The organism is Streptomyces sedi (assembly GCF_006335015.1).
GTDB classification, from domain to species: domain Bacteria; phylum Actinomycetota; class Actinomycetes; order Streptomycetales; family Streptomycetaceae; genus Streptomyces; species Streptomyces sedi.
Window position 1 is genome coordinate 105,060 of record NZ_VDGT01000005.1, and the last position, 19,655, is coordinate 124,714.

Annotated in this window: 21 protein-coding genes and 1 pseudogene; 17 read left to right on the forward strand and 5 right to left on the reverse strand. The window is 73.8% G+C overall.

Features of this window, described 5'->3' with window-relative positions:
• The first annotated feature begins 210 nt into the window (after positions 1-210).
• From FH715_RS08830 to FH715_RS08895, 14 genes are all read left to right on the forward strand, one after another.
• Positions 211-1,863 (forward strand): acyl-CoA dehydrogenase family protein, encoded by a 1,653-nt coding sequence (locus tag FH715_RS08830; RefSeq protein ID WP_139642564.1) that lies wholly within the window; start codon positions 211-213, stop codon positions 1,861-1,863.
• 124 nt (positions 1,864-1,987) lie between these two features.
• The gene (locus FH715_RS08835) at positions 1,988-2,608 is read left to right on the forward strand and encodes a hypothetical protein (protein WP_139642566.1); all 621 of its coding nucleotides are present in this window, start codon (positions 1,988-1,990) and stop codon (positions 2,606-2,608) included.
• Positions 2,609-2,733: 125 nt separating this feature from the next.
• Complete coding sequence (locus tag FH715_RS08840; RefSeq protein ID WP_139642570.1) at positions 2,734-3,198, forward strand: hypothetical protein; 465 nt, start codon at positions 2,734-2,736, stop codon at positions 3,196-3,198.
• 180 nt (positions 3,199-3,378) lie between these two features.
• Positions 3,379-3,459: a putative leader peptide gene (locus FH715_RS29510; RefSeq protein WP_425472698.1), complete on the forward strand. Its 81-nt coding sequence runs from the start codon at positions 3,379-3,381 to the stop codon at positions 3,457-3,459.
• A 162-nt stretch (positions 3,460-3,621) separates the two neighbouring features.
• Positions 3,622-5,316, forward strand: a complete 1,695-nt coding sequence (locus FH715_RS08845; RefSeq protein ID WP_139642573.1) for a nitrite/sulfite reductase — start codon at positions 3,622-3,624, stop codon at positions 5,314-5,316.
• Positions 5,313-5,501, forward strand: a complete 189-nt coding sequence (locus tag FH715_RS08850) for a hypothetical protein (RefSeq protein WP_139642578.1) — start codon at positions 5,313-5,315, stop codon at positions 5,499-5,501. Before FH715_RS08845 ends, FH715_RS08850 begins: the two co-directional genes overlap by 4 nt.
• Before the next feature lie 10 nt (positions 5,502-5,511).
• Positions 5,512-6,225, forward strand: a complete 714-nt coding sequence (locus FH715_RS08855) for a phosphoadenylyl-sulfate reductase (RefSeq protein ID WP_139642580.1) — start codon at positions 5,512-5,514, stop codon at positions 6,223-6,225.
• A 46-nt stretch (positions 6,226-6,271) separates the two neighbouring features.
• The gene (gene cysC, locus FH715_RS08860; protein ID WP_139642582.1) at positions 6,272-6,817 is read left to right on the forward strand and encodes an adenylyl-sulfate kinase; all 546 of its coding nucleotides are present in this window, start codon (positions 6,272-6,274) and stop codon (positions 6,815-6,817) included.
• A gap of 77 nt (positions 6,818-6,894) precedes the next feature.
• Positions 6,895-7,830, forward strand: a complete 936-nt coding sequence (gene cysD / locus FH715_RS08865; RefSeq protein ID WP_139642585.1) for a sulfate adenylyltransferase subunit CysD — start codon at positions 6,895-6,897, stop codon at positions 7,828-7,830.
• Positions 7,830-9,176: a sulfate adenylyltransferase subunit 1 gene (locus FH715_RS08870; RefSeq protein ID WP_139642588.1), complete on the forward strand. Its 1,347-nt coding sequence runs from the start codon at positions 7,830-7,832 to the stop codon at positions 9,174-9,176. Before cysD ends, FH715_RS08870 begins: the two co-directional genes overlap by 1 nt.
• Before the next feature lie 209 nt (positions 9,177-9,385).
• Entirely contained in the window at positions 9,386-10,501 is a 1,116-nt protein-coding gene (locus FH715_RS08880) for an ABC transporter substrate-binding protein (RefSeq protein WP_139642594.1), read from the forward strand.
• 66 nt (positions 10,502-10,567) lie between these two features.
• Complete coding sequence (locus FH715_RS08885; protein ID WP_139642598.1) at positions 10,568-11,365, forward strand: ABC transporter ATP-binding protein; 798 nt, start codon at positions 10,568-10,570, stop codon at positions 11,363-11,365.
• Entirely contained in the window at positions 11,352-12,302 is a 951-nt protein-coding gene (locus tag FH715_RS08890) for an ABC transporter permease (protein ID WP_139642601.1), read from the forward strand. The genes FH715_RS08885 and FH715_RS08890 overlap by 14 nt, the downstream gene beginning before the upstream one ends.
• Positions 12,299-13,069 carry a sirohydrochlorin chelatase gene (locus FH715_RS08895; RefSeq protein WP_139642604.1) on the forward strand — a complete coding sequence of 257 codons (771 nt, stop codon included), beginning with the start codon at positions 12,299-12,301 and terminating at the stop codon, positions 13,067-13,069. The genes FH715_RS08890 and FH715_RS08895 overlap by 4 nt, the downstream gene beginning before the upstream one ends.
• 59 nt (positions 13,070-13,128) lie before the next feature.
• On the opposite strand, the gene FH715_RS08900 is transcribed toward FH715_RS08895, so the two are convergent.
• The 3 genes from FH715_RS08900 to FH715_RS29515 form a co-directional block, all read right to left on the reverse strand.
• On the reverse strand, positions 13,129-13,731 hold the full coding sequence (locus tag FH715_RS08900; protein ID WP_425472699.1) for a winged helix-turn-helix domain-containing protein: 603 nt from the start codon (positions 13,729-13,731) through the stop codon (positions 13,129-13,131).
• Complete coding sequence (locus FH715_RS08905) at positions 13,728-14,663, reverse strand: TauD/TfdA dioxygenase family protein (RefSeq protein WP_139642610.1); 936 nt, start codon at positions 14,661-14,663, stop codon at positions 13,728-13,730. The genes FH715_RS08900 and FH715_RS08905 overlap by 4 nt, the downstream gene beginning before the upstream one ends.
• Before the next feature lie 285 nt (positions 14,664-14,948).
• Complete coding sequence (locus FH715_RS29515) at positions 14,949-15,032, reverse strand: putative leader peptide (RefSeq protein ID WP_369333353.1); 84 nt, start codon at positions 15,030-15,032, stop codon at positions 14,949-14,951.
• 466 nt (positions 15,033-15,498) lie between these two features.
• Here FH715_RS29515 and FH715_RS08915 point away from each other — a divergent pair, with 466 nt between their 5' ends.
• Positions 15,499-16,005 carry a cysteine dioxygenase gene (locus FH715_RS08915; RefSeq protein WP_139642611.1) on the forward strand — a complete coding sequence of 169 codons (507 nt, stop codon included), beginning with the start codon at positions 15,499-15,501 and terminating at the stop codon, positions 16,003-16,005.
• Positions 16,006-16,018: 13 nt separating this feature from the next.
• The gene (locus tag FH715_RS08920) at positions 16,019-16,495 is read left to right on the forward strand and encodes a rhodanese-like domain-containing protein (RefSeq protein ID WP_139642614.1); all 477 of its coding nucleotides are present in this window, start codon (positions 16,019-16,021) and stop codon (positions 16,493-16,495) included.
• Positions 16,496-16,979: 484 nt separating this feature from the next.
• Here the strand turns inward: FH715_RS08920 and FH715_RS29520 are convergent.
• Positions 16,980-17,531: pseudogene (locus tag FH715_RS29520) on the reverse strand (NAD-dependent epimerase/dehydratase family protein); the annotation flags it as partial.
• Positions 17,532-17,685: 154 nt separating this feature from the next.
• Here FH715_RS29520 and FH715_RS08930 point away from each other — a divergent pair.
• Positions 17,686-18,234 carry a GNAT family N-acetyltransferase gene (locus tag FH715_RS08930; RefSeq protein ID WP_246108642.1) on the forward strand — a complete coding sequence of 183 codons (549 nt, stop codon included), beginning with the start codon at positions 17,686-17,688 and terminating at the stop codon, positions 18,232-18,234.
• A gap of 169 nt (positions 18,235-18,403) precedes the next feature.
• Here FH715_RS08930 and FH715_RS08935 read toward each other — a convergent pair whose 3' ends face one another.
• The gene (locus tag FH715_RS08935) at positions 18,404-19,627 is read right to left on the reverse strand and encodes an SAV2148 family HEPN domain-containing protein (RefSeq protein ID WP_139642620.1); all 1,224 of its coding nucleotides are present in this window, start codon (positions 19,625-19,627) and stop codon (positions 18,404-18,406) included.
• Positions 19,628-19,655: the final 28 nt, after the last annotated feature.

Sequence of the window (19,655 nt, forward strand, 5' to 3'; positions counted from 1 at the left end):
GCACAGTTGGCCCGGTCTGGCGAAAATCCAGCGCCATCGGAGGCGGACTCAGCTCGCTGAGGGTGTCTGCGGAATCCAGCTCCCACTCCATGTGTCGCTCCCTGCCTTCGCCGCGAACGCCCCACTGTACTAGGGGAGTCGGCGATCGGTACTCCCTGGTGAGCGGGTTGTCGGCGTGACGGGGCGACCGGCTCCCCCTAACGTGGGTCCATGACGCCCAGCACCCACGCGGTCACCAACCAGGTCCCGCCGCTCCTCGGCCACGACGTCTTCTCCTCCGACGCCGCACTCGTCGAGGGCTTCGCCCGCCAGGTGACGCCCGAGGTGGCCGAGGAGGCCACCGCGGAGCTCCGCGCGCTCGGCCGCTCGGCCGGCTCGGCCGAGGCCGCCGAATGGGGAAGACTGGCCCACGAGAACCCGCCTGTCCTGCGGGTTTTCGACGCGGTCGGCCGTCGGGTCGACGAGGTGGAGTTTCATCCGGCGTGGCACGCGCTGCTGGAGCGCGCCGTGGGCGCGGGGCTGACGGACGCGTGGTCGCGCCCTTCCGGCCAGTTGCGCAGAACGGCCGGATTCATGGTGTGGACCCAGGTCGAGGCGGGGCATGGCTGCCCCGTCTCGATGACCCATGCGGCGGTGCCGACGCTGCGCGCCTCGCCGGAACTCGCCGCCGTCTGGGAGCCGTTGCTCACCTCCCGCGGCTACCGCCCGGGGCTGGAGGCGACGGCGGTCGAGAAGGGCGGCGCGCTCGCCGGGATGGGCATGACGGAGAAGCAGGGCGGCTCCGACGTGCGGGCCAACACGACCCGCGCCGAGCCCGCGGGCGAGCCGGGCCTCTACCGGTTGACGGGCCACAAGTGGTTCTGTTCGGCGCCGATGTCGGACGCGTTCCTGGTACTGGCCCAGGCGCCTGCCGGGCTGAGCTGCTTTCTGCTGCCCCGCGTGCTGCCCGACGGCACGCGCAACGCCTTCCGGCTCCAGCGGCTCAAGGACAAGCTGGGCAACCGTTCGAACGCCTCGGCCGAGGTGGAGTTCGACGGTGGGACCCTCGCGTGGCTGGTCGGCGAGGAGGGGCGGGGGGTGCCCACCATCATCGAGATGGTCGCGGCGACCAGGATCGACTGCGTCAGCGGCTCGGCCGCGCTGATGCGGCAGGCGCTGACCCGCGCGATCCACCACACGGCGCACCGTTCGGCGTTCGGCGGTCCGCTGGCCGACAAGCCGCTGATGCGCAACGTGCTGGCCGACCTGGCGCTGGAGTCGGAGGCGGCCACCGCGCTCGCGCTGCGGCTGGCCTCGGCCGCCGACGCGGCGGCGGCCGGCAGCGCCCACGCCCGCCATCTGCTGCGGCTGGCGGTGCCCGCGGCCAAGTACTGGGTCACCAAGCGCTGCACCCCGATGGTCGCCGAGGCGCTGGAGTGCCTGGGCGGCAACGGCTATGTCGAGGACTCCGGGCTCCCCCGGCTGCTGCGCGAGTCGCCGCTCAACTCGCTCTGGGAGGGCTCGGGCAACGTGCAGGCGCTCGACGCGCTGCGCGCGCTCTCCCAGGAACCGGGCGCGCTCAACGCCTATCTCACCGAGGTCGGCCAGGCGGCCGGCGCCGACCACCGGCTGGACGCCGCGCTCAAGGACCTGCTGACGGAGCTGTCGGACCTGGAGGGGGTGGAGGTCAGGGCGCGGCGGATCGCGGAACGGCTCGCGCTGGTGTTGCAGGGCGCGCTCCTGGTGCGGTTCGCGCCCCCCGAGGTGGCGGACGCGTTCTGCGCCTCCCGTCTCGGTGCCGAACGGGGCGGCGCGTTCGGCACGCTGGCGGGCGGCGACCTGGGCGCCGTGGTGGCCAGGGCCGCCGTGGCGGAGGCCGGCTGAACGCCGGCGCCCGCACCGCGCGTCGAAGTCAACTCCGTTGCGTGCGGGGAGGTTTGGAAGGTCTCGGACCGGTAACGCGCTTGGATGTCAACCTCGCCGAGAGGATCTCTGCGAAAGGGACGTCATGGCAGTCTTGATCATCATCATCCTGAGCGTGGCGGTCCTCGCCGCCGTCGCGCTGGCGCTGGTCCGGTCCACTTCGGCACCGGGCGGCGCCATGCTGCGGCGGCGTTTCGGCCCCGAGTACGAGCGGGCCGTGGCGCGGCACCAGGGGGACACCAAGGCCGCCCACCGGGAGCTGGGCACCCGGCTGCGCCGGCACCGGCGCTTCCGCCCCGCCGCGCTGCCGGCGGGAGCGCACGAGCGGTACCGGTCCCGGTGGGCCAGGGCGCAGGAGCAGTTCGTCGACTCCCCCGCCGGCGCGATCGCCGAGGCCGACCAGCTGCTCAACCAGCTGATCAGGGAACGCGGCTACCCGTCCGACGGCTACGGCGAGCAGTTGGCCGCCGTCTCGGTCCACCATCCGCAGCATGTCGACGGCTACCGGCAGGTGCATCTGCTGGCCGGCCGGGAGGATCCGGGCCGGGACGCCGAAAGGACCGAGGACCTGCGGTCCGCGCTGCTGGCGGCGCGCCGGCTGTTCGACGCGCTGCTGGACGAGCGCCCCGAGGCCGCGGCGACGACCGGCGCCGACAGCCCGGCCCCGAACGCGGCGACCGGCACCGGCACGGGGAGCGAGTCCTGATGCGGCTGATTTGGAAGGGCGACGACCGCCCCGGGAAACCGGCGCCCGAGACCGGGAGCGAGACCGCGTCCGCGCCCCCGAGCGGGGCCGGGGACACGCCCGCCCCCGAGAGACCGGAGCGACCCGTGAGCGACGAGAACGTGAGCCACGAGAAGCCGCCCGAGGGCTCGGACGCCGGCGAACGGACTTCCGACGGCGAACGGACCTCCGACGACAGGGGGACCTCCGCGACCGGCATGGGCGGGACCGCGGAACCGCCCGCCGCGCGCGCCGCGTTCGACCCGCTGGCCCCCGAGCCGGAACGGCTGGCCACCGCGCCGATGTTCCCGGCGGAGGCCGCCGACGCGCTCCGCGCCGAGCTGGGCGAGGCGGTCGCCGGCTTCGTCGACGACCCGGCGAGGTCGGTGGCCCGCGCCGACGCCGCGTTGGAGGAGGCGGTGGCGCGGCTGACCGAGGAGTTGGCGCACCGGCGCAGGGCGCTGCGCGACGGCTGGCAGTCCGAGGGGGACGCGACGGGCGCGACGACCGAGGAGCGACGTACCGCGCTGCGCGACTACCGCGACCTGGTGGATCGCCTGCTGCGCTGCTGATCCACCGCCGCACCCCCACCTGCGGCCCCGGGCGTCCCACACCCCGGGGCTGCGGCCTGCCCCGACACCGCACCGCCGCCCGCACCGCCGTCGCCGCCCACGCGCCCGCATAGCGAGACACCCATGTCCGAATCGCGGACAATGGTGGACGGGCGCGTGGCCGCGTGCAACGCTGCCGTCATGTTGCGAGCGGGAATTGCCTTGGTGAGCCGTCGCCATGTTGATCTCGGTCGGATGTCCAGCGCCATCTGTTCCCCGTAACGAGCGCCCGCGCGCCGCGCCCTGGGCGCCGCCCGGTTCCTCCGCCCCGGCACCGCTGTGCCGGCGACCGTTCCCGCCGCCCTCGACTCTGCCCTGCCCGCCGCGCCGTCGCGGCGGACTCCCGGGCGGAGCCTGTCGGCTGCCCACAGAAAGACCGTGACCATGTCGGACTCCGTCCAGAAGCCCGTCGGGACCTCCCGCCGCAAGGCCGGCCGCCACCGTGGCGAGGGGCAGTGGGCCGCGGGGCACCTCACCCCCCTCAACGCCAACGAGCAGACCAAGAAGGACGACGACGGTCTCAATGTGCGGACACGCATCGAGACGATCTACTCGCGGCGCGGCTTCGACTCCATCGACGGCGCCGACCTGCGCGGCCGGATGCGCTGGTGGGGCCTGTACACCCAGCGGCGCCCCGGCATCGACGGCGGCAAGACCGCGATCCTGGAGCCGGAGGAGCTGGACGACGAGTTCTTCATGCTGCGGGTCCGCATCGACGGCGGGCTGCTCACCACCGAGCAGCTGCGGGTGGTGGGCGAGATATCGCAGGAGTTCGCGCGCGGCACGGCCGACATCACCGACCGGCAGAACGTGCAGTACCACTGGATCCGCATCGAGGACATGCCGGAGATCTGGCGGCGCCTGGAGGGCGTCGGGCTCTCCACCACCGAGGCCTGCGGCGACACCCCCCGGGTGATCGTCGGCTCCCCCGTCGCCGGTATCGCGGCCGACGAGATCATCGACGGCACGCCCGCCATCGAGGCCATCCAGCGCCGGGTGATCGGCAACAAGGCGTACTCCAACCTCCCCCGCAAGTTCAAGACGGCGATCTCCGGTTCCCCGCTGCTGGACGTGGCCCACGAGATCCAGGACGTCTCCTTCGTCGGCGTGGTCCACCCCGAGCGCGGCCCCGGCTTCGACCTGTGGGTCGGCGGCGGGCTCTCCACCAACCCGAGGATCGGTGAACGGCTCGGCGCCTGGGTCCCGTTGGAGGAGGTCGCCGACGTGCACGAGGGTGTCGTGGGCGTCTTCCGCGACTACGGCTACCGGCGGCTGCGCAACCGCGCCCGGCTGAAGTACCTGCTGGCCGACTGGGGCGCGGAGAAGTTCCGCCGGGTGCTGGAGGACGAGTACCTGCTGCGCCGGCTCGTCGACGGCCCGGCGCCCGAGCAGCCGCCCGGCGAGTGGCGCGACCACATGGGGGCGCACCCGCAGAAGGACGGGCGGTTCTACGTGGGCTTCGCGCCCCGCGTCGGCCGGGTGGACGGCACCACGCTCACCAAGATCGCCGACCTCGCCGAGGCACACGGCTCCGGCCGGGTGCGGACCACCGTCCAGCAGAAGATGCTGATCCTGGACGTGCCCGAGGACCAGGTCGAGCCGCTGGCCGACGAGTTGGAGACGCTGGGCCTGACCAGCCGGCCCTCCACGTTCCGGCGCGGCACCATGGCGTGCACCGGGATCGAGTTCTGCAAGCTGGCGATCGTCGAGACCAAGGCCCGCGGCTCCTGGCTGATCGAGGAGCTGGAGCGCAGGCTGCCCGAGTTCGACGAGCCGCTCACCATCAACATCAACGGCTGCCCCAACTCCTGCGCCCGCATCCAGGTGGCGGACATCGGTCTCAAGGGGCAGCTGGTGCGGGACGACGACGGCCGGCAGGTCGAGGGCTTCCAGGTGCACCTGGGCGGTTCACTCGGCCTCGACCCGTCGTTCGGCCGCAAGGTCAGGGGGCTGAAGGTCACCGCCGCCGGGCTCGCCGACTACGTCGAGCGGGTGGTGCGGGCCTACTCAGCGCAGCGGGAGCCCGGCGAGCGCTTCGCCCAGTGGGTGGCCCGCGCGGACGAGGGGGACCTGAAGTGAGCGAACGCGCCGCCCCGTTCTACTGCCCCTACTGCGCCGAGGAGGACCTGCGCCCCAGCGAGGCGGGCCCCGGGTCCTGGGAATGCGCCGCCTGCAACCGGGCGTTCCGGCTGTCGTTCCTCGGCCTGCTGGCCGGCGGGGTGGCCGCGACGTCCCCCGACGGCGGCGCGGCCGACGGTGGTTGAGGAGGCCGCGATGGATACCGGAACGACAGGACGAGCGCGTGCGGAGGAGCTGCGCGCGCTGGCGGAGCACGCCGGGCGCGAGCTGGAGGAGGCCGACGCGCTCACCGTGCTGCGCTGGGCCGCCGACACCTTCGGCGACCGGTTCTGCGTGACCTCGTCGATGGAGGACGCGGTCGTCGCGCATCTCGCCTCCCGCGCCAGGCCGGGTGTGGACGTGGTCTTCCTCGACACCGGCTACCACTTCACCGAGACCATCGGCACCCGCGACGCGGTGGCCGCCTCGATGAACGTCAACGTGCTGACGCTCACGCCCGAGCGGACCGTCGCCGAGCAGGACGCCGAGTTCGGCCCGCACCTGTACGCGCGCGACCCGGACCGCTGCTGCGCGCTGCGGAAGGTCGCGGTCCTGGAGCGCGGCCTGGCCGGCTACGAGGCGTGGGCCACCGGGCTGCGCCGCGACGAGTCGCCGACCCGGGCCCACACGCCGGTCGTCGGCTGGGACGAGCGCCGGGGCAAGGTCAAGGTCGCGCCGATCGCCCGCTGGACCCAGGAGGACGTGGAACGTTACGTCGCCGAGCACGGCGTGCTGACCAACCCGCTGCTCCAGGACGGCTACGCCTCGGTCGGCTGCGAGCCCTGCACCCGCCGCGTCGTCGAGGGCGAGGACGCGCGGGCCGGCCGCTGGTCGGGGCTCGGCAAGACCGAGTGCGGGCTGCACGGCTGATGGGCGAGACGACACCGACGGGCAACGGGAGACGAGGAGTACGGAGATGAGCGGGACCGACCTGGGCGCCACCGTCTGGCTCACCGGCCTGCCCAGCGCCGGCAAGACCACCCTCGCGCGGGCGCTGGCCGAGCGGCTGACCGCCGAGGGCCACCGCGTCGAGGTGCTCGACGGCGACGAGATCCGCGCGTTCCTCTCCGCCGGCCTCGGCTTCTCCCGCGAGGACCGGCACACCAACGTGCGGCGGATCGGCTTCGTCGCCGAACTCCTCGCCTCGCACGGCGTGAAGGCCCTGGTCCCCGCGATCGCGCCGTACGCCGACAGCAGGGAGGCCGTCCGCAAGCACCACGAGGCCGCCGGCACCCGCTATCTGGAGGTGCATGTCGCCACCCCGGTCGAGGTCTGCTCCGCACGGGACGTCAAGGGCCTGTACGCCAAGCAGGCCAGCGGCGAACTGACCGGGCTGACCGGCGTCGACGACCCCTACGAGGCCCCCGTCGACCCCGAGCTGCGGATCGAGACCCACGAGCGGCCGGTCGCCGACTCGGCCGCCGCGCTCCACGCGCTGCTGACCGCGCGGGGGCTGGCGTGAGCGGCACGGCGCGGAGCACGGAGCGCGCGGCCCCGGGTGGCGCGAGAGACCGAACCGGCGAACGAGAGGAACCCCCCATGACGGCGGCAGTCCCGGTCACCGAAGGAACCGGCGGGCCCTTCGCCCTCTCCCACCTGGACGTGCTGGAGTCGGAGGCGGTCCACATCTTCCGCGAGGTCGCCGGGGAGTTCGAGCGTCCGGTGATCCTCTTCTCCGGTGGCAAGGACTCGATCGTCATGCTGCACCTGGCGCTCAAGGCGTTCGCGCCGGCGCCGCCGCCGTTCTCCCTGCTGCACGTCGACACCGGGCACAACTTCCCCGAGGTCCTCGCCTACCGCGACCGGGTGGTGGCGCGGCACGGGCTGCGGCTGACCGTGGCGCTGGTGCAGGACCTCATCGACAGCGGCGAGTTGCGCGAACGCCCCGACGGCACCCGCAACCCGCTCCAGACCGTTCCGCTGCTGCGGGCCATCGAGGGCAACCGCTTCGACGCGGTCTTCGGCGGCGGCCGGCGCGACGAGGAGAAGGCCAGGGCCAAGGAGCGGGTGTTCTCGCTGCGCGACGAGTTCGGCGGCTGGGACCCGCGCCGGCAGCGGCCCGAGCTGTGGCAGCTGTACAACGGGCGGCACGCGCCCGGCGAGCACGTGCGGGTCTTCCCGCTCTCCAACTGGACCGAGCTGGACGTCTGGCAGTACATCGCCAGGGAGAAGATCGAGATCCCGGAGATCTACTTCGCCCACCGGCGCGACGTCTTCCGCCGCGACGGGATGTGGCTGGCCCCGGGCGACTGGGGCGGCCCGAAGGACGGCGAGCCGGTGGCCTCCCGCCGGGTGCGGTACCGCACCGTCGGCGACATGTCCTGCACCGGCGCGGTGGAGTCGGAGGCGGAGACCGTCGAGCAGATCATCGTCGAGATCGCCGCCTCCCGGCTCACCGAGCGGGGCGCGACCCGGGCCGACGACAAGCTGTCGGAGGCCGCCATGGAGGACCGCAAGCGCGAGGGGTACTTCTGATGACCGCGGCCGAGACCGCCGACACGGCGGCGATATCCGCCACCTCCCTGCTGCGCTTCGCCACCGCCGGCTCCGTCGACGACGGCAAGTCGACGCTGGTGGGGCGGCTGCTGCACGACTCCAAGTCGGTGCTCAGCGACCAGCTGGCCGCCGTCGAGCTGGCCTCACGCAACCGGGGCCAGACCGCGCCCGACCTGGCGCTGCTCACCGACGGGCTGCGCGCCGAGCGGGAGCAGGGCATCACCATCGACGTGGCCTACCGCTACTTCGCCACCCCGCGCCGCCGGTTCATCCTGGCCGACACCCCGGGGCACGTGCAGTACACGCGCAACATGGTGACCGGCGCCTCCACGGCCGAGCTGGCGATCATCCTGGTCGACGCGCGCAACGGCGTGGTGGAGCAGACCCGCAGGCACGCGGCGGTCGCCGCGCTGCTGCGGGTGCCGCAGGTGGTGCTGGCGGTCAACAAGATGGACCTGGTGGGGTACGAGGAGCCGGTCTTCGCGCGGATCGCGGAGGAGTTCGGCCGCTACGCGGCCTCGCTCGGCCTCCGGGACGTGACCGCGATCCCGATCTCGGCGCTGGCCGGGGACAACGTGGTGACGCCCTCGGCCACCATGGACTGGTACGGCGGGCCGACCGTGCTGGAGCACCTGGAGACGGTGCCCGTCGCCCACGACCCGTCGGCCGAGCCGGCGCGGTTCCCCGTGCAGTACGTGATCCGGCCGCAGTCCGCCGACCACCCCGACTTCCGCGGCTACGCGGGGCAGTTGGCCTCCGGCGTGCTGCGCGTCGGCGACCGGGTCACCGTGCAGCCCTCCGGGCTCACCAGCACGGTCACCGGGATCGACGCGCTGGGGCAGGCGGTCGACCTGGCCTGGGCGCCGCAGTCGGTGACGGTCAGCCTCGCCGACGACCTGGACATCTCCCGGGGCGACCTGCTGGCGCCCGCCGGCTCCACCGCGCCGACCAGCCAGGACGTGACGGCCACCGTCTGCCATCTGCACGACCGTCCGCTGCTGCCGGGCGCCCGGGTGCTGTTGAAGCACACCACCCGCACCGTCAAGGCGATCGTGCGGGAGGTCCCGTCCCGGCTGACGCTGGACGACCTCTCCCCGCACCCGGAACCGGGGCGCCTCGAGGCCAACGACATCGGCCGGGTGGTGCTGCGCACCGCCGAGCCGCTGGCGTTGGACGACTACGCGCTCTCCCGCACCACGGGCTCGTTCCTGCTGCTGGACCCGGCCGACGGCGCGACACTGACCGCCGGCATGGCGGGCGAGGCGTTCGCCGACACCGCGACGGGGCCCGAGGCGGGCGCCACGGACGACGGGTGGGACTTCTGACCATGCTCAGGGATGTCTTCTCGACCTTCGCCAAGGAGGGCGGACGCGTCGGCAGCGGCGCGCTCGGCGCCGGCCACGGCGGGATAGCGCGATGTGCCGGCTGAGTTGACGCACCCCCGCGTCCGCTCCGCCGCCGTCCCGCCCCTTCCCGTCCGCCACGTCGTCCGACGCGTGGGCCACCGCCCACGTCCCCGAGAGGAACCCGCGCCATGTTCGCCACGTCACGCCGCTCCCGCCGGAGAGCGCCGCTGCTCGCCCTCGCCCTGCTGCTCACCCCGTTGGCCGCCTGCGGCTACGGCTCCGACGCCGAGGACGACGAGCCGGCCTCCGACGGCGCGGCGAGCGGTCCCGCGCTCTCCACCGACGAGGTGCGCATCGGGTACTTCGCCAACATCACCCACGCCACGGGCGTGATCGGCCTGGGCAACGACGGCGCCATCCGCGAGGAGCTGGGCGGCACCGAGATCTCCACCCAGGTCTTCAACGCCGGCCCCTCGGCCATCGAGGCGCTGAACGCCGGCGACCTGGACCTCACCTTCATCGGCCCCAACCCGGCGATCAACGGCTACGCCGGCTCCGGCGGCCAGAGCCTGCGGGTGGTCGCGGGCGCGGCGTCCGGCGGCGCCTCGCTGGTGGTCAACCCGGAGACGGTCGACGGGCTCGACGACCTGGCCGGCAAGCGGATCGCCACCCCGCAGCTCGGCAACACCCAGGACGTGGCGCTGCTCAGCTATCTCAACGACGAGGGCTACGAGGTGGACCCGCAGAGCGGCCGGGGCGACGTCTCGGTGCTGCGGATCGCCAACTCCGAGATCCCGGCGGCCTTCGACGGCGGCGACATCGACGGCGCCTGGGTGCCGGAGCCCACCGCGGCCAACCTGGTCAGCCGTGGCGCCGAGACCCTGCTGGACGAGGGCGAGCTGTGGGACGACGGCCGCTACGTGGTCACCCACGTCATCGCCTCCCAGGACTTCCTGGAGGAACACCCCGACGTCGTCGAGGCAGTGGTGCGCGGCGTGGTGCGGACCAACGCCTGGATCAACGACAACAGGGACGAGGCCAAGACGCTCTTCAACGAGGCGCTGGGCCGGATGCCCGGCGGCAGTGAGCTGCCCGCCGAGGTGCTGGACCCGGCGTTCGACCACGTCGAGTTCCTGGACGACCCGCTGGCCGAGACGCTGCGGGTGGGCGCGGAGAACGCCACCGAGGTCGGGCTGCTGGAGGAGACCGACCTGAGCGGCATCTACGACCTGTCCCTCCTCAACGGGGTGCTGGCCGACGAGGGCCTTCCGGAGGTCGGCGACGCCGGCCTGGGCGTCGGCTGAGTCGCGCACCGCTCCTCGCGGCCATCCGCCACGTTCATCCGTTCCTCACCCAGGAGGTGACTCCCGATGACCCTCGCCCTCGACAGCACGGTCGACGAGGACGCCACGGCCGAAGCGGACTACGCGGTGCGCTTCGCGCACGTGTCGAAGTCCTTCGGCCGGCCGGGCAAGCAGCAGTTGGTACTGGACGACATCAGCCTCGACGTCGCGCCGGGAGAGTTCGTCACCCTGATCGGCGCCTCGGGCTGCGGCAAGTCCACGCTGCTGAACCTGACCGCCGGGCTGGACGCCGCCTCCACCGGGCGGATCTCCGTGCCGGGCGGCCGGCCGGCGCTGATGTTCCAGGAGCACGCGCTCTTCCCGTGGCTGACCGCCGGCCGCAACATCGAGCTGGCGCTGCGGCTGCGCGGCGTGCCGAAGGCGGAGCGCCGCGAGGAGGCGGAACGGCTGCTGTCGCTGGTGCGGCTGAACGGCTCGTACGGCAAGCGGGTGCACGAGCTGTCCGGCGGGATGCGGCAGCGCGTCGCGCTGGCCAGGGCGCTCGCCCAGGACAGCCAACTGCTGCTGATGGACGAGCCGTTCGCCGCGCTGGACGCGATCACCAGGGACGTGCTGCACGAGGAGCTGACCAGGATCTGGTCGGAGACCGGGGTCTCGGTCCTGTTCGTCACGCACAACGTACGGGAGGCGGTCCGGCTGGCGCAGCGCGTCGTCCTGCTCTCCTCCCGCCCCGGGCGGGTGGTCACCGAGTGGCGCGTGGACATCGAACACCCGCGCCGCATCGAGGACGCCGAGGTGTCCGCGCTCTCGGTGGAGATCACCGAGCGCCTCAGGGAGGAGATCCGCCGCCATGGCCAGCAGTGAGACGGCCGCCACCGCGGCGGAGGAGAAGGACGCGGACGCCGGTTCCGCCGAGGCGAGGGGGCGCCCGGACTCCTCGGGTGACCTGGCGGGCCTTGAGGCGGGACTGGACGCGTTGGACAGCGGGGGCGGCGGCGACCGGGTCCCGGTCGGGCGGGTGCTGCTCACCCGGGTGCTGCCGCCGATCGTCGCGATCGCGCTGGTGCTGACGGCGTGGCAGCTCACCTACTGGGCGGAGGTGCAGCCGGACTACCTGCTGCCCAGCCCGGGCGACGTGGGCGCGGTCTTCGCCGAGATGTGGCGGGAGGGCACGCTCCTTGAGTACATCTGGACCAGCGTCTCGCGCGGCCTCCTCGGCTTTCTGATCGCCATCGCGGTCGGCACCCCGCTGGGGCTGCTGGTGGCCAGGGTGAAGCTGGTGCGCGCGGCGATCGGACCGGTGCTCACCGGGCTCCAGTCACTGCCGTCGATCGCCTGGGTGCCGGCGGCGATCATCTGGTTCGGGCTGACCAACGGCACCATCTACGCGGTGGTGCTGCTCGGCGCCGTGCCCTCGATCGCCAACGGCATCGTCGCCGGCGTGGACCAGATCCCGCCGCTCTATCTGCGGGCCGGGCGGATGCTGGGGGCGCGGGGGCTGAGCAGCGTGCGGTTCGTGCTGCTGCCGGCGGCGCTGCCCGGGTACCTGGCGGGGCTGAAGCAGGGCTGGGCGTTCTCCTGGCGTTCCCTGATGGCGGCCGAGCTGATCGTGCACTCCCCCGATCTGGGCACGGGGCTCGGGCAGTTGATGGAGAACTACCGCACCATGCAGAACATGTCGGGCGTGCTGGCCACCATCATCCTGATCCTGGTGGTGGGCGTGGCGATCGACCTGCTGTTCTTCTCGCCGCTCGAACGGCGGGTGCTGCGCTCCCGAGGGCTGCTGGCCAGGGTGTCGTGACCCGGACAGGCTCCCCGGCGCTGCTGCTGGTCGCCCACGGCAGTCGGGACCCGCGCCACGCGGCGACGGTGCTGGCGCTGACCGAGAGGGTGCGGGCGGCGGCCGGCGGGACCGAGGTGGCCTGCGGCTTCCTGGACTTCGCGCTGCCGGAGGTGGGCGGCGCGCTGGGCGGGCTGCGGGCGGCCGGCCACCGCGCGGTGGTGGCGGTGCCGCTGCTGCTCAACCACGCCTTCCACGCCGCGTCCGACCTCCCCGAGCTGCTGGCACGGGAGCGGGCGCGGCTGCCGGGGCTCGCGGTGTGGCAATCGGAGGTGCTGGGCCCCGATCCGCTGCTGAACGGGCTGCTGGAACGGCGGTTGGCCGAGGCGAACGGCGGCCCGCTGACCGCGCGTGCGGAGACGGGGGTGGTGCTGGCCTCGGCCGGCACCTCCGACCTCGGGGGCCGGGCGGCGCTGGAGCGGCTGGCGGAACGGTGGCGTGCCGAGGCCGGCTGGGGCGCGGTCGTCTCGGCGTACGCCTCGGCGGGCGCGCCCGATCCGGGGCGCGCCGTGCGGGAGTTGCGCGCGGAGGGGGCGCGCCGGGTCGCGGTCGCGCCCTACGTCATCGCGCCCGGCCGGCTGCCGGACCGCGTCCTGGCCGGCGCGCGGGAGGCGGGCGCCGACCTGGTGGCCCCGGTCCTGGGCGCCGCCCCCGAGCTGGCCCGGGTCGTGCTGGACCGCTACCGCGCCGCCGTGCGGCGCCACTCGGCGCTGCCCCTGGCGGGCTGAGACGCGGGTGACGCCCCACGGCCGGTGCCGTGGGGCGTCACCCGGGGGTCCGCCGGGAATCAGCTCGCCGGGGGCACGTACTTGTAGCCGACGCGCCGCACCGTGACGATGCGCTCCCGGTAGGCCGCCCCCAACTTCCGCCGCAGCCTGGCCACATGGACGTCCACGGTCCGCTGGTCGCCCACCGGCCCGTAGCCCCAGATCGTGGCGACCAGCGACTCGCGGGTGTAGACCCGGTGCGGGTGGCGCACCAGGTGCGCCAGCAGTTCGAACTCCAGATAGGTCAACTGCAACGGCGCGCCGTCCACGGAGGCCGTGCGTTCCTCGGTGTCCACCACGATGCCGCGGGGCGCGGGCCGTTCCTCGGGCGGGACGGCGGCGGGCCGGTTGGCGGGGGGTGACGAGGACGCCTGCGCCGCGAACAGCTCGCTCAGCTGCGCGGGTTGGGTCCCGGCCGGGGCCAGCACCAGATAGCCGACCAGCGGCACGGAGCCGTCCGCCGTCTGGCTCTCCGGTGCCAGGGTCACCGTCACGTCGGAGAGTTCGGACAGGTCGGGGAGCGCGGTAAGGTGCCGCATCTTCGGCTCCTTCCTTCCTTGGGTCGTCGCACCCGGCGCGGACCGTGGCTGTCGCCGGGTCCGCGCCGGGTGCGGGGAGGTCAGGCCGCCGAGGCGGGGGTGTAGTGCTCCGCGACGTCGCCCTCGACGACACGGCTGCGTCGGCCGTCCACGCCGACGGGAACGTCTCCCGCGACCGTCACCCGGTGGAGCAGGCGCGGCAGGGTGCCGTAGTCGTCGGGCGCGTAGTGCTGGGTACTGCGGTTGTCGAAGGCCACCAGGTCGCCGGGGGCCCAGCTCCAGCGGACGACGTTCTCCGGGCGGGTCACATAGCCCTGGAACAGGCGCAGCAGGTCGCGGGAGTCGTCGGCGTCGAAGCCGACCAGGCGCTGGGCGAACCCTCCGATGAACAGCCCGCGTTCGCCGCTCTCCGGGTGGACCCGCACCACGGGGTGGGCGGTGCGGTATGTGCGGGAGACGAACCGCCTGCGGTGCTCCGCGGCGCGCTCGGTCCTCGGCTCCGCGTAGTCGTGGTCGTTGGTGTGGACGGCCCAGAGGCGGTCGGCCAGCTCGCGCAGCGGCTCGGGCAGGTCGCGGTAGGCGGTGGCGCTGTTGGCGATCAGGGTGTTGCCGCCGTGCGGCGGGACCACGAGGGCGCGCAACGTGGTCACCCGGGGCGGGGTGCGCAGGAAGGTGACGTCGGTGTGCCACCGGTTGGAGCGCACCCCCTCGCCGTCGACCGCCAGCACGTGCGGCTGGCCCTCGGCCGAGGGGACGGTGGGGTGGGCGGTCGTCAACTCGCCGAAGAGCGAGGCGAACCTGAGCTGCGCCGCGTCGTCGAGGGACTGGTCGCGGAAGAAGAGCGCCTTGTGCGTGATGAGCGCGGCGTTGATCTCGTTGACCACGGCGGGGTCGAGGGGCGCGGAGAGGTCGACGCCGAGGATCTCGGCGCCGATACGGCCGCCCACCTGACGGATGTCGAATTCACCGCGGGAGCTCGGGGAGTGAGCGCTCGGGGAGTGAGAACTGTGGGACATGGAACTGCACTGCCTTTCCCGTGGGAAACGCCTTCTGTGACGGGTGGGGCCGAAAGGGACCCTCGGCAGCCTTCGAAACTCCCCGGCCCACCGGGAACCCGCGTGGTGGTCTGTCCGCCACGTGTTCGCCCGGTCGTTTCCGCGCGCCTCGGGGCTGTCTGACCGCGAGGCGTGGAACGGGGCGAACGGATTCCGGTGGGCCGGCGTCACCCGTCGCGCACGCGGGGAGGCGATGCGGGGGTGAACGGCGTCGGGAGGAGCGTCGGCTGGGCGCTGTTCGAAGGGTCAGCGTGCGTCGGCACAGATCGCGCTGGCCTGCCGTCGAAGGTCGACGTGCAGCCGCGTCACGAGAAACTCAGCCTGGCTCACGATATGTGAGGATGCCAGTACCCGTGGAGCACGTCAAGATTGCGCTCCCGCGTCTCACATCACGGACAGCAGGCGTCCACTTCCCGATACGCCGAACGCGTGCCGTTCGCCCCCGGGTCGCGCCCTCCGCCCTTCTCCCGCACGGCCCTTCCCCGGGTCCTCCCAGCGGGCCTCCCCCGAGCCTTACTTGACCGCCGCCGGCCTCTCGCGGTACTCCTTTCGCCATGCCGACCAGCAAGCGCCTTTTCTCGCGGTGCCATGTGGACCTCGTCCGCGTGGCCAGCGCGCTGTGTCGCCCCGGCCGTCGCTGAGCGCGGCCCCGCCGGCAGCGGCCGGCCATCCGTTCGAGGATCGCCCCTGAGTCGAGGGCGCCGCCCACCGGTGTCCGCACGGCTGCCTCCGCCTCGCGCTCGACGACCCCACGCGCCCACCCCCCTCGCTCCTCGTCCTACCGTGAGGTCCTCCCATGCCCACCGTCGCGCCCACCCCGCCGGCCGTCGTCGAGAACCCCCGCACCCCCCACGAACTGGCAGCCACCGTACGTGCCTTCGCCGCCCGGAGGGAGCTGTGGGAGCCGCTGGTCCGCTTCACCAGGCCCGAACGCTGGTACCAGCGGCTGGCGGTAGGCGCCGACCACGAGGTCTGGCTGCTGACCTGGCTGCCGGGGCAGGGCACCGAGATCCACGACCACGGCGGCGCCTCGGGCGCGTTCGGCGTGGTCAGGGGCGAGCTGACCGAACGCACCTTCGCCCTGCCGGCAGTGGACGCGCCCCGCCCGCCCCGGCTGCGCAGCCTGACGCCCCCGGCGGTGCGCGCCTTCGGGCCGCGCCACGTGCACCAGGTGACCAACCCCGGTCCGGAACCGGCGGTGAGCATCCACGCCTACGCCCCGGCCCTGGCCACCATGTCGTACTACACAGAGACTGACGAGGGCGCCCTCCAACTGGAGCGCACCGACGGCGTCGACGACTGAGGGGACCGCGGCGATGGAGAGGACTCCGCAGGCGGAGCGGGCCGGGGGGACCGGGACGCACCACGACGACACACCCGGACGACGCACCACCATCGAGGCCCAACTCGCCTCGGCACGCGCCACCTTGGACCGCGTGACGGCGGAGGACGCCTACCGGGAGTGGGGAGCCGGGGCCGTGCTGGTGGACACCAGGATCCACGACCAGCGCGCCGAGGACGGCACGGTGCCCGGGGCGCTGGTGATCGAACGCAACCACCTGGAATGGCGCTGCGACCCGACCAGCGGGGCCAGCGTCCCGCAGGCGGTCGACACCGAGGTGCGCTGGATCGTGCTCTGCGACGAGGGCTACGCCTCCTCGCTCGCCGCCGCCTCGCTCCGCTCGCTCGGGCTGCGCCGGGCCACCGATCTGATCGGCGGCTTCCAGTCCTGGCGCGCCGCCGGCCTGCCGGTGACGCCGCCCGGTCAGGAGGCGCGGCCACGCGCCGCCTGACGCCCGCCCGCTCCGCCGGGGCGGGCGCCCGACGGTCCCCGTCTCCCCGTCCCTCAGCCGAGGGCCGCGGCCTCCTTCTCCTCCGGCAGGCCGACCGGGAACGGCGCCCGCCCCACACGGCGCCGGGAGGCAGCGCCCCGAGCCAGGCCCAGGTGTCCCTGACGGTCTCCACGACGGGACGCACGGTCAGCCCCGCGGCCAGCGCCCGGGAGACGTCCGAGCCGTGCAGCGCGGCGTGCGACGGCCCGGGCGGCAGCCACACCGGCAGCTCGGTCCAGGGCGCGATCCCGGCCGCCGCCACCCGCTCGGGCGTCACCCACCGCAGGGTCGCCTCCGAGCCGGTGACCGCGCGGCAGCCCTCCAGCAGCTCGCCCATGGTGGCCGCCCCGGGCGGGCTCACCAGGTCGAAAGGGCCGTGCAGCCCGTCCCTCGCCGCGTCCCATGTCCAGGCCGCCATATCCCTGATGTCCAGGTACTGGAGGGGTAGTTCGGCCGGCCCCGGCGCCAGCACCTCGCCGCCGCGCGCGATCCGCCGCAGCCACCAGGGCAGCCGCCCCACGTCCTCCCCCGGGCCGAGCAGCAGCCCGCAGCGCACCAGCAGCGCCCGCTCGCCCCCCATCTCCCGCTCCACGGCCAGCTCCGCGCCACGCTTGTCCGCCGCGTACCCGCTCCCGTGCGCGTCGGGTGAACCCTCCACCAGAGGGGCGGTCTCGTCGGCGCCGGCGGGCGCCGGGAAGCGGTAGACGGAGCGGGAGGAGACATAGGCGTAGAGGCCCACCCGGTCGGCCAGCAGCCGCGCCGAGTCCCGCGCCACCCGGGGCGCCCCGCTCCAGGTGTCGACGACCAGGTCCCACTCCCCGCGCTCCAGGGCGCCCAGGCCGTCGCGCGCCAGCCGGTCGCCGCGCAGCGCCCGCACGCCAGCCCGGTCCGGGGAGCGCCCCCGGTGGAAGGTCGTGACCTCCCAGCCCCGCGCCAACGCCTCGTCCACCAGGGCGGGACCGGCGAACGCCGTACCGCCGAGCACCAGTACTCTCATGGCTTCGAGCCTGCCCCGCGCGGCGCCGGACGCCCACCCCGCTCGGCCCGGAGCGAATTCGCCCACGGCAGAGCCGCGCCAGCGCCCCGCACCACGCCCGCATAACGGCGGCCGGGCTCCGACCGCCCCGCCGTCCCGCCGTAGTCTGGGGTCCGTGAAGGATCTCCTCTCCGCCGCCGGCGGTCTGACGCTGCGTCCCTGGCACGAACGTGACCTGACGGCCGTCCGCGACGCGTTCAACGAGCCGGGGATGTACACGCAGTTCGGCTCGGTGCTGGACGAGGGGCAGGTCGACGACGCGGCGGCCGGGCGCTGGATCGACCGCCACACCGAGCGCTGGGAGCAGGGCAGCGCCTTCTCCTGGGCCGTCGTGGAAGGCCCCGCCGCCGACGCGCCGCTGCTCGGCAACGTGGCGGTCTCCCAGGTCAACCACGTCCACGACGGCGGCTGGATCTCCTACTGGACCGTCGGGGCCGCCAGGCGCCGGGGCGTCGCCGGCGCGGCCCTGCGGGCGCTCAGCACCTGGTGCTTCGAGGAACTGGGGCTCTACCGGCTGGAGTTGGGGCACCGGGTGGAGAACGACGCGTCCTGCAGGACCGCGCTGTCCGCCGGCTACCTCGTCGAGGGGCGGCAGCGCGCGAAGCTGCGCTACGGCACCACCCGTCACGACGTGGAGCTCCACGCCCGGCTGGCGACCGACTGACCCCGCCCACCGGCCAGCCGTCCCCGCCGTCGGCACCCCCCGTCGACCGCCGCCCACATCGCCCCCGCGCGGCAGCGCCACCCGGGTCACCGTTCCCACTCGCTCACTCATGGTGACGAAGATAGGGGCCACCACTGACAATCCGTGGCGACAGCGGCGAAGGCCCAGCTCAGGACACGGACCTGGAGTGCTCCCAGGCCCACTCGAACTCCTCGCGGTAGGTCTCGAAGAGGCTCAGCTCGTCGCCCGAGGTCTCCTGGCCGACCAGCTCACGCCCCGCCCTCCGCAGCACCAGCGCCGGCGTCTCCACACCACGGCTCCGCCGCAGATACGACTGGACCACCGCGACCCCGTCCGCGCCGTCCCCGTCCACGAAGTAGGCGCTGAACCGGGGCGTGTCGTCGAACACGTGGATCTCGAACGCCTCCTGGTCCCGCAGCCGGGCGCGCACCCGGCGGACCTGAAGGATGTTGGTCTCCACGGCCCGGCCCAACTCGCCACGCTTGAGCCCCAGTTCCCGTTCGCGTCGCCGCATGGCCCCGCTGGCCGGGTTCAGGAAGAGCAGCCTGGTGCGGCACCCCGACTCGGCCAGGCGCACCAACCGGCGCCCGGGGAAGTTCTGCACCAGCAGGCCCAGCCCTATGCCCATCGCGTCCAGCCGCCGCGCCCCGCCGAACAGGTCCTCGGCCGGCAGTTGCCGCTGGAGCCGCACCCGGTCCGGGTGGACCCCGGCCACGTCGGTGAACCGGTCGCCGACCAGCTGCTCCACCACGTCCGCCGGCAACCGCCCCTCACCCGGCGGCGCGCCGGAGTCCAGCAGCCGCAGCAGCCGGGCGCAGCCGCGTTCCGCCTGTTCCAGCACGGCGCGGTTGATCCCGCGGTTGCGGCTGACGGCGCTGCGCGCCACCTCCAGCTCGTCGAGCGTCAGCTCGACCTCGCGCCGGTTGTCGAAATACGGCGCGAAGCAGGGCCAGTGCTGCACCATGAGTTCACGCAACTGAGGCAGGGTCAGAAAGGCGAGCACCGTGTCATCGGCAGGATCGAGCAAGTGTCCCTTGCGGCGGCTCACCTCGCGCAGCGCCGCCGCCCGCTGCACCCACTCCTGGCCGGTCGGACCGGCCGCCGCCGTCTCCCACTCGGCGCCGTGCACGGGCTCGTACACCGGGCGCAGCACCGCGCCGACCACCGAACGCAGGCGCTGCTCCACCAGGTTGAGCCAGACGTACGCGCGGCCGGCGCGCTCGACGCGCAGCCTGACGTCCGACCAGTCCTCGGCGCTCCACTCCAGGTCGGCCCCTATCTCCATGGGGCGCGGCACCGGTACGGCCCCCGCCGGCGCCTCGGCGGTCTCGCCGCCGTTGCCCGATGGCAGCTCCAGGCCCGAAGAGCCCACCTCGCGTACCGCCTTCCACGCCACTGAT

What these genes read in the sequence shown, in the direction of transcription:
- FH715_RS08830 (WP_139642564.1), top strand. Translation starts at nt 211, where the DNA reads ATGACGCCCAGCACCCACGCGGTCACCAACCAGGTCCCGCCGCTCCTC.
- FH715_RS08835 (WP_139642566.1), top strand. Translation starts at nt 1,988, where the DNA reads ATGGCAGTCTTGATCATCATCATCCTGAGCGTGGCGGTCCTCGCCGCC.
- FH715_RS29510 (WP_425472698.1), top strand. Translation starts at nt 3,379, where the DNA reads ATGTTGCGAGCGGGAATTGCCTTGGTGAGCCGTCGCCATGTTGATCTC.
- FH715_RS08845 (WP_139642573.1), top strand. Translation starts at nt 3,622, where the DNA reads ATGTCGGACTCCGTCCAGAAGCCCGTCGGGACCTCCCGCCGCAAGGCC.
- FH715_RS08855 (WP_139642580.1), top strand. Translation starts at nt 5,512, where the DNA reads ATGGATACCGGAACGACAGGACGAGCGCGTGCGGAGGAGCTGCGCGCG.
- cysC (WP_139642582.1), top strand. Translation starts at nt 6,272, where the DNA reads ATGAGCGGGACCGACCTGGGCGCCACCGTCTGGCTCACCGGCCTGCCC.
- cysD (WP_139642585.1), top strand. Translation starts at nt 6,895, where the DNA reads ATGACGGCGGCAGTCCCGGTCACCGAAGGAACCGGCGGGCCCTTCGCC.
- FH715_RS08870 (WP_139642588.1), top strand. Translation starts at nt 7,830, where the DNA reads ATGACCGCGGCCGAGACCGCCGACACGGCGGCGATATCCGCCACCTCC.
- FH715_RS08880 (WP_139642594.1), top strand. Translation starts at nt 9,386, where the DNA reads ATGTTCGCCACGTCACGCCGCTCCCGCCGGAGAGCGCCGCTGCTCGCC.
- FH715_RS08885 (WP_139642598.1), top strand. Translation starts at nt 10,568, where the DNA reads ATGACCCTCGCCCTCGACAGCACGGTCGACGAGGACGCCACGGCCGAA.
- FH715_RS08890 (WP_139642601.1), top strand. Translation starts at nt 11,352, where the DNA reads ATGGCCAGCAGTGAGACGGCCGCCACCGCGGCGGAGGAGAAGGACGCG.
- FH715_RS08905 (WP_139642610.1), bottom strand. Translation starts at nt 14,663, where the DNA reads ATGTCCCACAGTTCTCACTCCCCGAGCGCTCACTCCCCGAGCTCCCGC.
- FH715_RS08915 (WP_139642611.1), top strand. Translation starts at nt 15,499, where the DNA reads ATGCCCACCGTCGCGCCCACCCCGCCGGCCGTCGTCGAGAACCCCCGC.
- FH715_RS08920 (WP_139642614.1), top strand. Translation starts at nt 16,019, where the DNA reads ATGGAGAGGACTCCGCAGGCGGAGCGGGCCGGGGGGACCGGGACGCAC.